A 13,841-nucleotide genomic window follows, 5' to 3' on the forward strand; every position below is an offset into this window, starting at 1 on the left:
CGTGAACATTACCTATACATTGAAGCATCCCATCGGCAAACGTCAGAACTTCATGTTCGACGGCATTATTTATGCGACGGACGTACTGCAATTCGAAGGTCTCGATGAGCAGTACATCGTCACCAAAAGAACGCTGACCATCCCTTTCGAAATCGATCAACCGATCGAACGCGTCACACTTGAAACCGAGCTTTATAAACCTAAGCCTTAACCCCGCTGCGCCTCCGCCTCTTCATGCGCATGGCGCAGCCGCTCCCGACTGTTCGTCAGATGCAAGCGCATTGCTGCCCGCGCCGCATCCGAATCCTGGCGCGCAATTGCATCGTAAATTTCTTCGTGCTCACGGCTCAGACGATTCATGTAGTGCTGCTGATCGTCATGGGCCAGGCGCGCGGAGTTGAGGCGTGTGCGCGGAATGATGCTGGTGCCCAGGTGGGTCATGATGTCAGTGAAATAGCGGTTGCCGGTCGCCAGGGCGATTTGCAGGTGGAACTGGAAGTCGGACGCCACGGCATCGCTGGCATGGGAGACACTTTCATTCAATGCATCCAGCGCAGCTCGCATCAATGCCAACTGCTCGGGGCTGCGGCGCTGCGCGGCAAGGCCGGCGGATTCCACTTCCAGGCTGATGCGCAGTTCCAGAATCGCCAGCACGTCACGCAGCGTGACCACGGTCGCAGGGTCGATACGGAAACCGCTCGGGCTTGGGGTGTCGAGCACGAAGGTGCCGATGCCGTGGCGGGTTTCAACCTGGCCTGCTGCCTGCAAACGGGAAATCGCTTCGCGCACCACGGTGCGGCTGACGCCATGGGCATCCATGATCGCCGACTCGGTGGGCAACTTGTCGCCACGCTTGAGGTGACCGTCGCGGATCTGCTCGGACAGCACCGTCACCAGTTCCTGAGCGAGGCTGCGGCGCTTGCGAGGGAGGCGTGGTGCGTCGATCGGGTTTTCCATGGTGAACGTCTTTCTCGAAAGTTGCGGCTGAAACCGCATCATAGCTCAACGCGGTTGTACGATCACCCCGACCCGTAGGAGCTGCCGAAGGCTGCTCCTACAGAGGTTGTGGTGTTTACGCGGTCACGGCTTGGTCCACCAGATGGCCATTCTCGATACGAACATGCCGTGGATGGAAGCGCTTCAGGCTGCTGCGATGCCCGACGCTGACAATGCTCAAGCCCGGAATCTCATCGATCAAGGTCTGATACAGCGACGCTTCGTCCTCCTCGTCCATCGCCGAGGTCGCTTCGTCCATGTACAGCCATTGCGGTGCGTAAAGCAGCGCACGAGCGAAGGCCAGACGTTGCTGCTCACCCGGCGACAACATGCGCTGCCAGTGATTGGCTTCGTCCAGACGGGCAACGAGATGCGGCAAACGGCAGGCTTCCAGCACATGAACGTAGCGCTCGTGCGGATACGTATCGCCCGACTGTGGATAACTCAGCGCTTCACGCAGGCTGCCAATCGGCAGATACGGTTTTTGCGGCAGGAACAGATAACGCCCCGTCGGCAGACGAATACTGCCGTGGCCAGCCGGCCAAAGGTGCCCCATCGCTCGAAACAAAGTGGATTTACCGCTGCCGGAGCGGCCGCTGAGCATGACGCGCTCGCCCTCCTCCACGGTCATGTCGGCGTTGGTCAGCAGGTGACGACCGTCAGCGAGGTCGAGGCCAAGGTTATGCACCTTCAACGCCGACCCCGAATTCTGTACATCGATGGCCGGCGCACGCTCTTCGTTGTCGGTCATGGCCTGGCGGAAACTCAGCAGTCGATCACAGGTGGCGCGCCATTCGGCAAGGTCCTGGTACGCCGTGATGAACCAACTGAAGTTGTCCTGGACGTTAGCGAACGCCGAGTTGATTTGCATCAGCTCACCCAGCTCGATCTTGCCAGTGAAGTAACGCGGCGCGGCGACCATGAACGGGAAGATGACTGCGATCTGCTCATAACCGGAAGTGAAGAAGGTCAGGCGCTTGGACACTTTCATGATGTCCCAGTAGTTGTGCCAGACCATCCCGAAACGGCTGCTCAAGCGGCGGTTCTCATTAGGCTCGCCGTTGTACAGCGCAATGCTTTCGGCATTCTCGCGAATCCGAACCATGGAGAAACGCAGGTCGGCTTCGAAGCGTTGCTGGTTGTTGTTGAGGCCTATCAAGCGACGGCCAATCAAATGCGTCAGCCAACTGGCGACGGCGGCATAAACCAGCGCGCACCAGAACATGTAACCGGGAATCGTGAAACCAAACACTTCGATACTGCCCGACACGCCCCACAGAATGATCGAGAACGATACGAGGCTGACGATGTTGCGAATCAACCCGAGCCCCAGGCCCAACGTGTTGGTGGTGAATTTATTGAGGTCTTCGGAAATCCGCTGGTCCGGGTTATCGGTGTAACCGCCCTGCTCCAGCTGGTAGTAATTCTTGTTGTCGAGCCAACGGGTAAAATGCTTCTCGGTGAGCCAGGCCCGCCAGCGAATCGTCAGCATCTGGGTCAGGTAGAGCCGATACACCGCGCCGAGAATGGCCACCGCCGCAATGCCGCAGAAATACAGGATCAACTGCCAGAACGCTGCCTCGTCCTTCTTTTGCAGGGCGTTGTAAAAATCCTTGTACCAACTGTTGATCCACACCGAAATCGCCACACTGAACAGCGACAGCGCGATCACGGCGATCAGCAACGTCCAGGCCTTGCCCTTCTCTTCACTGCGCCAGTAAGGCGTGGTCATCGCCCAGACTTTGCGAAAAAACTGCCCGCGCACAGCATCATTGACCGCGGAATATTCAGCGTTCTGATTCATGGAAAAGGCTCGATAAAGAAAAGAACACACACGAACCGATCATAGATGATCGGCATGTGTTGTAACGCTGTGTGACAACAATTGTTCAGGGGCGGTTCAGCGTTGAGGCCATTTTGACAAGTAATCCCCAATTGGTTGCCGCCGGTCGCCACTGTCAGATATGACAGTAGAGAGGTAGCGATATCTCGGGCCTACTGATCGCAACCCGTCGCCATGACGTGCGCAGGGCAATCTGGTTAAAACGCATACAAAGGAGCTATTTCGATGAACAATAAAACCAAGCCTACATACCCGATGCCAGAGGCGCCAGCCGTAAAAAATGGAGCGTTCTTCCTCAGTGGATTAGGTGAAACCACTGAGATCAGAATTGGCTCCGGGGGTGTATGGCCACCAGGTGCTGAATACAAGTTTCAAGCCGTTTTTCTAGGGACTGACAAGAAATGGGACAGTGGCTACACATCATCAGCGAATGCATTAAAGGCCGACTTGCCTATCAACGAAATGCGCCCGCACATCCATCGAGAAGTCGAAATCAAGTTCTACATGAAATCCGAAGGTGTTGAACACCTCTCTGATCCATTGACCGTCCGGATCTTGCCGTAGAGGCATAAAGGGGCGAATAAACGACACTCCATGAGCATGGTTTATTCGCCACTCCCTCAAAAAAACTACAACTCAACGACGAACCGGGCGCTTCTGCAATTTGCGCTGCAAGGTGCGGCGGTGCATGCCCAGGGCGCGGGCAGTAGCGGAGATGTTGCCTTCGTGCTCGGTCAGCACGCGCTGGATGTGCTCCCACTGCAGGCGATCCACCGACATCGGGTTTTCCGGCACCAGCGTGTCGAGGTCGGCGTGCTCGGAGAGCAGCGCGGCCAACACGTCATCGGCGTCCGCCGGTTTGCACAGGTAATTGCAGGCGCCGCGCTTGATCGCCTCGACGGCGGTGGCGATGCTCGAGTAACCGGTGAGGATCACTACGCGCATTTCCGGGTCCAGCTCCAGCAGCTTGGGCAACAGCACCAGGCCGGAATCGCCGTCCATTTTCAGGTCCAGCGCAGCGTAATCCGGCAGGTCGGCCTGAGCGATGGTCAGACCTTCTTCGGCGGAACTGGCGGTGCTGACGCGAAAGCCGCGGCGGGACATGGCACGGGCCATCACCCGGGTGAAAGTTGCGTCGTCGTCTACCAGCAGCAAATGCGGCAGTTCTTCGCCTTCGCCTTCGACTTGGATCTCGTCACTCATGTTCGTCTCCTCGGGCGACACGGGGCAGGCGCAGCTCGGTGAGCGTGCCGCCTTCCTCATGACTGTAGAGTTTCACTGAGCCGCCGGCGCGTGTCACGCTGGCCTTGCTCAAAAACAGGCCCAGGCCGAAACCTTTGCCCTTGGTGGTAAAAAACGGCTTGCCGATCTGCTCGGCGATGGCCAGCGGCACACCGGCGCCGTGATCGCGGATGCTGATGGTCAAGTCCTCGGCATTCCAGTCCAGCGTCACTTGCAGCCCTTCGGGGCAAGCGTCGGCGGCATTGTTGAGCAAATTCAGCAGCGCCTGGGTCAGGTCCGGTGGCGGCGCCATGCGCGGCACGGCGCCTTGGCCCAAGCGCTGGAAGCGATAACTGGCTTCCGGGCGCATCAGGTGCCAACGGTTCAGGGCTTCGTCGAGCCAATCGGTGACGTCCTGCATTTCCACCGCCAATCGACGATTGGCCTCGGCGGCGCGCACCAGTTGCTGCAAGGTTTCCTTGCAGAGTTTTACCTGATCCTGCAGCACGCTCAGGTCGTCCTGCAACATCGGGTCGTGATGGTCCTGACGCATTTCCTTGAGCAACACGCTCATGGTCGCCAGCGGAGTGCCCAGTTCATGGGCAGCACCGGCGGCCTGGGTGGCGACGGCCAGCAGTTGCTGATCGCGCAGGCCCTCTTCGCGACGGATGGCACGCAGTTCTTCCTGACGGCGCAGCTCTTCGGCCATGCGTGCAGCGAAGAAGGTGATGACCGCCGCGGCCAGGGCGAAACTCAGCCACATCCCGTAAACCTGCAGGTTTTCCCGAGCGATCGGGAAGGTTTGCAGCGGATAGAAGCGCGCCAGCAGCAAGGTGTACATCGTCAACGCGATACCGGACAGAATCACCGAATAACGCCACGGCAACGTCACGGCGGCGATGGTCAGCGGCACCAGGTAATAAGAGACGAAGGGGTTGGTCGAGCCGCCGGAGAAATACAGCAAGGCACTGTGGATAAACAGGTCGCAGGCCAGTTGCACGGCGTATTCGAGTTCGGTAACCGGCCATGAGGTGCGCAAGCGAATCGCCGTGAACGCACACAGCAACATTGAGCAACCGAGGGTCGCGGCCAGTTGAAACCAAGGCAGCGGCAGCAAGTCGAGCCAGTAGGCCAGGCCCACGGAGCCGGCCTGAGCGGCCAACACCAAGGTGCGGATAAACGTCAGCCGCCAGAGATTCTGGCGAGTTGCGGAAGTGATTTGAACGGGGGCGAGCATGAGCTCTCCTGATGAGCGCTCCAGGCGGATCGCACGGAGTATAACCAAGCACGGGGGCAGTCAGGCAAAAGTGCGGCAAACGGCCACAGGCCATTGGCCGACACACACCCCAGGATCACGTCGATCTGTATAGAAGTTGTAACTGTGCGAACCGGATCATAAAAGCTAGAGTCTGATGGTTTCACGCAGGCTCGGACCTTAACCCCTGCGCACCGTCCAAGGAGTTTTCATGCACAGTTTCCGCCGCAGCGCCGCCCTTCTTGCCCTTAGCGTTGGCACCGTCGCCAGCCTCCCGGCCCTGGCCGCCGACGAACTTCATTACAACCAGATCGCCCTGCGCGCCGAAGTCAGTCAGGAAGTGGCCCGCGACCTGATGATCGTGACCCTCTACACCGAAGAACAAAACACCGACCCGGCCAAACTCGCCGCCGACGTCAGCACCACCATGAACAAAGCGCTGGCCCAGGCCAAACAGGTCAAGGAAGTCACCCTGCGCCAGGGCAGCCGCAACAGCTACCCGATCTACGACACCAAGGGCCAGAAAATCACCGGCTGGCGCGAACGCGCCGAACTGCGCCTGGAAAGCTCCGACTTCGCGGCGCTGTCGAAACTGACCGGCGAACTGCTCACCGACCTGAAAATGGGTGGCATGGACTTCGCCATCGCCACACCAACCCGCCAGGCCAGCGAAGATGCGCTGCTTAAAGAAGCCGTGACAGCCTTCAAGGCCCGTGCTCAATTGGCGACCGACGCGTTGGGTGGCAAGGGTTATAAAATCGTTAACCTGAATTTGAACAGCAACGGTTATCCACAACCGTACATGCGTGGGCCGATGATGATGAAAGCGGCGAGCATGGACGGTGCGCCGGTTACGCCGGAAGTCGAAGCTGGTACAAGTCAGGTCAGCATGACGGCGGATGGTTCGATTGAAGTGTTGATGCCTTGATTCGATAACCCGTACACAAAAACGGCGATCACCGAAGTGATCGCCGTTTTTATGCCAGACCAAAACCCACGTAGTCCCCCTGTAGGAGTTGCCGAAGGCTTAAAAAGCGGAACGCGGAGCGTGGGAACGATCAAAAAGGGACTCGCCGTTAAGGGCAAAACCCTAAGCGGCCGTTACCGCAGGAATGGATATGTACACCTGAAAGAGACTGGTCGGCTATTTGGCTTGCTCCCAACATTTGGCTTATCAAACGCTCAACACTTGGAAAAAAGCCAAAAGCGCTACCGCAAGCAGCAAAGGTTGCACCCCCGGTACTACCAATACGCCCACGCAGCCCCCACCAAATCCCAAAGCCAAGCATCACCCACAGATGTCCACTGACAAACAGTAACGGAACAATCTGCCCCCACAGACACAACAACTCTTTAAACAACAAACACCTACCCAACAAACTAGAACTCAATCTCATTCACGCCCGCCCTCCCCATTCACCCCCCTCAATAATGGGTATAAATAAGTAACACCGCGCTCTAACCGGGTGCACCAGGCGCCCCGACTGCCCTCTGTCGGTGCGCGATTTGCACTGAAAAAAACCTGCGCAAACGGTCAAATGCGCCTGAATTTATACAAATGCGACATTAAGGTACGTTCGTGCCACTGTTTAAGACTTGTGGCCGCTCCGGATCTTGCAATGGGTATGGCCCCTGCATAAGTATCCGCAGGAACGACTCACGAGGTCGTCCTCTAATTCCAAAAATGACAACAAATCATGAGGCCACCATGCTTAAACACGCGGTCATTCCGTTTTTAGTCGGCGCAGGCTTGTTAGCTAGCGCACCTTTCGCCCAAGCGGCGACTAACCTGGTGTTTTGCTCCGAAGGGAGCCCGGCCGGTTTTGATCCTGGTCAGTACACCACCGGAACCGACTTCGACGCCTCTGCAGAAACCATGTTCAACCGCCTGACTCAGTTCGAGCGCGGCGGCACCGCCGTTATTCCTGGTTTGGCGACCAAATGGGACATCTCCGATGATGGCCTGACTTACACCTTCCACCTGCGTGAAGGCGTCAAGTTCCATACCACCCCGTACTTCAAGCCAACTCGTGAGTTCAACGCCGACGACGTGCTGTTCACCTTCAATCGCATGATTGACAAGAACGACCCGTTCCGTAAGGCGTACCCAACCGAATTCCCGTACTTCACCGACATGGGGATGGACACCAACATCACCAAGATCGATAAAGTCGACGACAAAACTGTCAAGTTCACCCTGAAAGAAGTCGACGCCGCGTTCATCCAGAACATGGCCATGAGTTTCGCTTCCGTCCAATCCGCCGAGTACGCCGCCCAGCTGCTGAAAGAAGGCAAAGCCGCCGACATCAACCAGAAGCCGGTCGGCACTGGTCCGTTCGTGTTCAAGAGCTACCAGAAAGACTCCAACATCCGCTACACCGGGAACAAGGACTACTGGAAGCCTGACGACGTCAAGATCGACAACCTGATCTTCGCCATCACCACCGACCCGTCGGTACGTATCCAGAAGCTGAAGAAGAACGAGTGCCAGATCACTCTGTTCCCACGTCCAGCCGACCTGAAGGCTCTTCAGGAAGACAAGACTCTGAAAGTGCCTGACCAGGCTGGTTTCAACCTGGGTTACATCGCCTACAACGTGATGGACAAGATCAAGGGCAGCGATCAGCCGAACCCGATGGCCCAACTGAAAGTGCGTCAGGCACTGGACATGGCCGTCAACAAGCAGCAGATCATCGACTCGGTTTACCAGGGTGCAGGTCAACTGGCCGTCAACGCCATGCCGCCGACCCAGTGGTCTTACGACACCACCATCAAAGATGCGCCGTACAACCCTGAGAAAGCCAAAGAGCTGCTCAAGGAAGCCGGCGTCAAGGAAGGCACCGAGATCAACCTGTGGGCGATGCCGGTGCAGCGTCCGTACAACCCGAACGCCAAGCTGATGGCTGAAATGCTGCAGTCCGACTGGGCCAAGGTCGGTATCAAGGCCAAGATCGTGACCTACGAGTGGGGCGAGTACATCAAGCGCTCCAAAGGCGGCGAAAATGGCGCGATGCTGATTGGCTGGAGCGGCGACAACGGTGACCCGGACAACTGGCTGAACGTGCTGTTCGGCTGCGACTCTCTGCAAGGCAACAACTTCTCCAAGTGGTGCGACAAGAAGTTTGACGGCATCGTGAAAGAAGCCAAGCGCACGACCGATCAGTCCAAGCGCACCGAACTGTACAAGCAGGCGCAACACGTCCTCAAAGATGCCGTTCCAATGACACCTATCGCTCACTCGACGGTGTTCCAACCCATGCGCGACAACGTGCAGGACTTCAAGATCAGCCCGTTTGGCTTGAACTCCTTCTACGGCGTCAGCGTCAGCAAATAAGGTTTTGCAACGGCGACGTTTTTGACGTCGCCGTTGCTTTATCTGCCGAGAAAGTAGGAAACAACCTACATCCAATTCCGCTGAGCATTACAGCAGCGGCGTCGGACGCGTTGCCATTTCCTACGAGTATTTAGGACTCTACGCATTTACTGCCAGACCCACGGCTCCTACCGTCGGGATCTGACCAGTTCGTGCGTGGGCTCTCGGTTATTGCTGCCTGTCATGGCTTGAGATCAGTGATGCCTCCACGTCCCCGGACAGGACGGCTGTTCATTGAAAACACTTAGCGAAAGAGAAAAGGGAGCGTCATGCGCCATACCTTGGTTTTATCCGCATTGCTGGGCACCGGCCTGCTGGCCGCCACTTCCATCAGCCAGGCCGCCAATAACAGCCTGGTGTTCTGCTCCGAAGGCAGCCCCGCTGGCTTCGACACCGCGCAGTACACGACCGCGACCGACAATGACGCCGCCGAGCCGTTGTACAACCGACTGGCAGAGTTCGAAAAAGGCGCCACCAACGTCGTACCTGGCCTGGCCACTCGCTGGGATATTTCAGAGGACGGCCTCAAGTACACTTTTCACCTGCGCGAGGGGGTGAAATTTCACACAACCAAATACTTCACGCCGACCCGTGATTTCAACGCCGATGACGTGCTGTTCACGTTCAATCGCATGCTCGATCCACAGCAACCTTTCCGTAAGGCTTATCCGACCGAGTTCCCGTATTTCAACGGAATGAGCCTGAACAAGAACATCGCCAAGGTCGAGAAGACCGGGCCGCTGACCTTGGTCATGACGCTCAACAGCGTGGACGCCGCGTTCATCCAGAATATCGCCATGAGCTTCGCCGCCATCCTGTCCGCCGAATACGCCGACAAACTGCTGGCGGTCGGCAAACCAAGCGATATTAATCAGAAGCCGATCGGCACCGGGCCGTTCGTGTTCAAGAGCTACCAGAAAGATTCCAACATCCGTTACACCGGCAACCAGCAGTACTGGGACCCGAGCCGGGTCAAGCTTGAGAATCTGATTTTCGCCATCAACACCGATGCTTCGGTGCGGGTGCAGAAGCTCAAGGCCAACGAGTGCCAGATCACCCTGCACCCGCGCCCTGCCGACGTGACCGCGCTGAAGAACGACCCGACACTCAAGCTCATCGAGAAGCCCGGTTTCAACCTCGGTTACATCGCCTACAACGTGCGCCACAAGCCTTTCGACCAGCTCGAAGTGCGCCAGGCGCTGGACATGGCAGTGAACAAGCAAGGCATTCTCAACGCCGTCTATCAAGGTGCCGGTCAATTGGCCGTCAACGCCATGCCGCCGACCCAATGGTCCTACGACGAGACCATCAAAGACGCCGCCTACAACCCGGAAAAAGCCAAGGAACTGCTCAAGGCTGCCGGCGTGAAGGAAGGCACCGAAATTACCCTCTGGGCCATGCCGGTCCAGCGCCCGTACAACCCCAACGCCAAGTTGATGGCCGAGATGCTCCAGGCTGACTGGGCAAAAATCGGCCTCAAAGTGAAGATCGTCAGCTACGAATGGGGCGAGTACATCAAGCGCACCAAGAACGGCGAGCACGACGTCAGCCTGATCGGCTGGACCGGTGACAACGGGGATCCGGACAACTGGCTCGGCACGCTTTACAGCTGCGACGCCATTGGCGGCAACAACTACTCCATGTGGTGTGATCCGGCCTACGACAAGCTGGTCAAGCAGGCCAAAGTCGTTACCGACCGCGACCAGCGCACCGTGCTCTACAAACAGGCGCAACAGTACCTCAAGCAGCAGGTGCCGATTACGCCAGTCGCCCACTCGACGGTTAACCAGCCGTTGAGCGCCAAAATCGAAGGATTCAAGGTGAGTCCTTTCGGTCGTAACGTGTTCTCGGGCGTCAGCATAGAAAAATAACCGATTAGCCAGAACCACTGGGGGCGCATTGCCCTCACGCAAGCGTATTGCCGTAATTCGTCAATCCGGCCTACAGCAAACGTTTGCGATGCCTTGAATGAGTAAACCAAATAGCCGGGATCACCAAAAAAGGCCGGCATTAAAAAAAAGAAAAAAAGGAGCTTCACCCCATGAAACTGAGTAGCACCGCGTTATTGGCCTTGGCCATCAGCAGCGTAACCGCCACAGCGTACGCAGAAACCCAAAGCCAGGCGTACACCCCGGTTACCGTGAAAGAAAAGAGCGCCCAAAGCGAAGCCACCGGCTTTGTTGAAGGCCAATCGATCACCGGTTCCACGCGTAACTGGTATGCAAATGAGCAACTGAAACGCGGCGGCGTGTTCCGCTACAACAAAGGCGGCACATTGCAAACGACGGACCGTCGTATCAACTGGGTACAAGGCACCATCATCAAGTACAACTCGGGCTTTACTGAGGGCACTGTAGGTTTCAGCACTGAAGTCGCGGCTTACAACGCGATAGCCCTGGAACGTGATCAAGAAAGACTGGCCTCCGGCTTCGGCGGCGTACCGGGTGACCGTGAACGGGCCGGTAATAACCGTACCTTGACCAAAGAAGGCGGCGACGCACAAGGCCAATGGAGCAAACTCGGCCTGGCGAACGTCAAGGCACGCGTCTCCAACACTACCCTGACCGCTGGCCGCCAGAATTTCAGCAGCCCGATGGTCGATGTGATCGGTAACCGTCCGCTGCCTTCGAGCTTCCAGGGTGTGGCCCTGCACAGCGAAGAGCTGGAAAACCTGACTTTTGACTTGGCCACCTTCGATCGCAACTCTCCACGGACTGAAGAAAGCCAGCGTAAATTTCGCTCCGAATACGCTGACGAAATCATTGAAATCGATCACGTGAACACCGCTGGTATCACTTACCAGCCATTCGCCAGCCTGACTACCAGCGTGTGGGGCACTCAGGCCGAAGACATGTGGAACCAGTACTACTTCGGCGCCAGCCACGTGCTGGGAGACAGCTCGGTACTGAGCCTGACCACCGGCCTGAATTACTACAAAACCGTCGACGAAGGCAAAGCCGTACTGGGCGAGATCGACAACGACACCTACTCCCTGTCGCTCGGTCTGACTCACCAGGCCCACAGCCTGACCTTCTCCTACCAGGAAGTGAACGGTAACGAGTACTTCGACTACCTGCACGAAACCAACGGTATCTACCTGGCCAACTCCCTGCTGTCGGACTTCAACGGCCCGAACGAGAAATCCTTCCAGATTGCCTACGGCCTCAACATGGCTGAGTACGGCGTGCCAGGTCTGAAATTCAACATCTACCAGGCTCGCGGTTGGGGTATCGACGGTACTCACTATAAAGGTGGCGCCTACAACAGCGTGACCACGATGGACGGTGAACATCACTATGAGTACGGCATCGGCGCTTCGTACGCCGTGCAGAGCGGTCCGCTCAAGGCTACCGCTATTCGCGCCACCTACACCGCTCACCGCGCGAGTGAAAACCAGCTGGATGGCAACATCAACGAGTTCCGTCTCGTGACCACCATCCCGTTCAACATTCTGTAATGCACCTGCCGAACGACTGATTCAGTGACGAATCGGCCGTTCGGTTTTTGTCCTTCTAACCGATTGCAGAGGGTTCTTTGATGAAAATGCTTCCCCTACGTGCGGCCATCGCAGCCGCGTTGCTGAGTGCCGCTGTTGGCGTCTCGGCCAAACCCCTGGTGGTTTGCTCCGAAGCCAGTCCGGAAGGTTTCGATATCGTTCAGTACACAACTGCAGTCACGGCCGATGCAGTGGCCGAAACAGTGTTCAATCGCCTGGTGGACTTCAAGCCTGGCACCACTGAAGTGGTTCCTGCACTGGCGCAATCCTGGGAAATCAGCGAGGACGGCCTGAGCTACACCTTCCACCTGCGTAAAGGCATCAAGTTTCACACCACCGATTACTTCAAGCCGACCCGCGACTTGAACGCCGACGATGTGCTTTGGAGTTTCCAGCGTCAGCTGGACCCGAAACACCCGTGGCACAACAAGTCGAGCGTGGGCTTCCCGTACTTTGAAAGCATGGGCTTCAAGGATCTGCTCAAAAGCGTTGAAAAAATCGACCAAGACACCGTCGTATTCACCCTGACGCGTCGTGAAGCACCGTTCCTGGCCGACATCGCCATGCCGTTTTCGGCAATCTACTCCGCCGAATATGCCGATCAATTGCTCAAGGCCGATAAAACGGCCGACCTCAACAGCAAGCCGATCGGTACGGGCCCGTTTATTTTCACCCGCTATAACAAGGACGCTCAGGTACGCTTCAAGGCCAACCCTGAGTACTTCCGCGGCAAGCCGCCGGCCGATACGCTGATATTCGCGATCACCACCGACAACAACGTGCGCCTGCAAAAGCTCAAGGCCAACGAGTGCCAGATCGCGCTGTACCCTAAACCCGATGACGTCCCGAGCATCAAGGCCGACCCGAACCTGAAGGTCGATGAGCTGGCCGCGATGACCACCAGCTATACCGCGATGAATACCACTCGCAAATACATGAGCGACGTACGCGTGCGTCAAGCGATCAACATCGCTTTCGACAAGCAGACCTACGTCAACAGCCTGTACGGCAAAGGCAACGCGGTGATCGGCACCGGGCCTTATCCGCCGACCCTGCTAGGCTTCAACGACAACCTGAAAAATCCGCCGCGTGACCTCGCCAAGGCCCGCGAACTGCTCAAGGAAGCCGGGGTACCGGAAGGCACTGTGATTACCCTGTTCACTCGCAACGGCGGCGGCCCGACCAACCCTAATCCGCTGCTCGGTGCGCAAATGATGCAATCGGACCTGGCACAGATCGGCCTCAAGCTCGACATCCGCGTCATGGAATGGGGCGAAATGCTCAAACGCGCCAAGAATGGCGAACACGACATGGTGTCGGCAGGCTGGGCCGGCGACAACGGCGACCCGGATAACTTCCTGACGCCAAACCTGAGTTGCGACGCAGCACAAAACGGCGAAAACTACGCCCGCTGGTGCAACAAGGAGTTTCAAGCGTTGATCGACAAGGCCCGCGGCGGCACTGAGCCGGCTGCACGGGCGGCAATTTATGAACAAGCGCTGGACGTTTTCGACAAAGACCAGCCGTGGATTCCTATGGCTTATCCGAAAATGTTCACCGCCATGCGTAAAAACGTCGAGGGTTTCCACCAGAGCCCTTTGACGACTAACAACTTCGCCACCACTCAGGTGAAGTAGATAAGAAACTACCGGCATTC

At 57.3% G+C, this 13,841-nt stretch carries 11 protein-coding genes; 7 read left to right on the forward strand and 4 right to left on the reverse strand.

Annotated features, from left to right (window positions below; translation table 11 throughout):
* Position 1: 1 nt before the first annotated feature.
* On the forward strand, positions 2–211 hold the full coding sequence (locus ACIQU2_RS21195; RefSeq protein ID WP_347803553.1) for a hypothetical protein: 210 nt from the start codon (positions 2–4) through the stop codon (positions 209–211).
* Here ACIQU2_RS21195 and ACIQU2_RS21200 read toward each other — a convergent pair.
* Complete coding sequence (locus ACIQU2_RS21200; RefSeq protein ID WP_046045828.1) at positions 208–957, reverse strand: FadR/GntR family transcriptional regulator; 750 nt, start codon at positions 955–957, stop codon at positions 208–210. The genes ACIQU2_RS21195 and ACIQU2_RS21200 overlap by 4 nt on opposite strands.
* 115 nt (positions 958–1,072) lie before the next feature.
* Complete coding sequence (locus tag ACIQU2_RS21205) at positions 1,073–2,800, reverse strand: ABC transporter ATP-binding protein/permease (protein ID WP_403143776.1); 1,728 nt, start codon at positions 2,798–2,800, stop codon at positions 1,073–1,075.
* A gap of 264 nt (positions 2,801–3,064) precedes the next feature.
* Between ACIQU2_RS21205 and ACIQU2_RS21210 the strand changes: the two genes are divergently transcribed.
* Positions 3,065–3,403 carry a hypothetical protein gene (locus ACIQU2_RS21210; RefSeq protein ID WP_347803555.1) on the forward strand — a complete coding sequence of 113 codons (339 nt, stop codon included), beginning with the start codon at positions 3,065–3,067 and terminating at the stop codon, positions 3,401–3,403.
* Positions 3,404–3,475: 72 nt separating this feature from the next.
* Here ACIQU2_RS21210 and ACIQU2_RS21215 read toward each other — a convergent pair whose 3' ends face one another.
* Positions 3,476–4,042 (reverse strand): response regulator transcription factor, encoded by a 567-nt coding sequence (locus ACIQU2_RS21215; protein ID WP_403143778.1) that lies wholly within the window; start codon positions 4,040–4,042, stop codon positions 3,476–3,478.
* Complete coding sequence (locus ACIQU2_RS21220; protein ID WP_008148927.1) at positions 4,035–5,297, reverse strand: ATP-binding protein; 1,263 nt, start codon at positions 5,295–5,297, stop codon at positions 4,035–4,037. The genes ACIQU2_RS21215 and ACIQU2_RS21220 overlap by 8 nt, the downstream gene beginning before the upstream one ends.
* A gap of 229 nt (positions 5,298–5,526) precedes the next feature.
* Between ACIQU2_RS21220 and ACIQU2_RS21225 the strand changes: the two genes are divergently transcribed.
* From ACIQU2_RS21225 to ACIQU2_RS21245, 5 genes are all read left to right on the forward strand, one after another.
* Entirely contained in the window at positions 5,527–6,243 is a 717-nt protein-coding gene (locus ACIQU2_RS21225; RefSeq protein WP_403143780.1) for an SIMPL domain-containing protein, read from the forward strand.
* Between the two features lie 780 nt (positions 6,244–7,023).
* On the forward strand, positions 7,024–8,649 hold the full coding sequence (locus ACIQU2_RS21230; protein WP_347803558.1) for an ABC transporter substrate-binding protein: 1,626 nt from the start codon (positions 7,024–7,026) through the stop codon (positions 8,647–8,649).
* Positions 8,650–8,957: 308 nt separating this feature from the next.
* Complete coding sequence (locus tag ACIQU2_RS21235) at positions 8,958–10,559, forward strand: ABC transporter substrate-binding protein (protein ID WP_403143782.1); 1,602 nt, start codon at positions 8,958–8,960, stop codon at positions 10,557–10,559.
* Between the two features lie 170 nt (positions 10,560–10,729).
* The gene (locus ACIQU2_RS21240) at positions 10,730–12,145 is read left to right on the forward strand and encodes an OprD family porin (protein WP_403143783.1); all 1,416 of its coding nucleotides are present in this window, start codon (positions 10,730–10,732) and stop codon (positions 12,143–12,145) included.
* A gap of 80 nt (positions 12,146–12,225) precedes the next feature.
* A complete protein-coding gene (locus tag ACIQU2_RS21245) occupies positions 12,226–13,821 on the forward strand; it encodes an ABC transporter substrate-binding protein (protein ID WP_347803561.1) in 1,596 nt (531 codons plus the stop codon).
* Positions 13,822–13,841 lie beyond the last annotated feature (20 nt).

Source organism: Pseudomonas sp. NPDC098740 (assembly GCF_044760065.1).
Lineage (GTDB): Bacteria > Pseudomonadota > Gammaproteobacteria > Pseudomonadales > Pseudomonadaceae > Aquipseudomonas > Aquipseudomonas rossensis.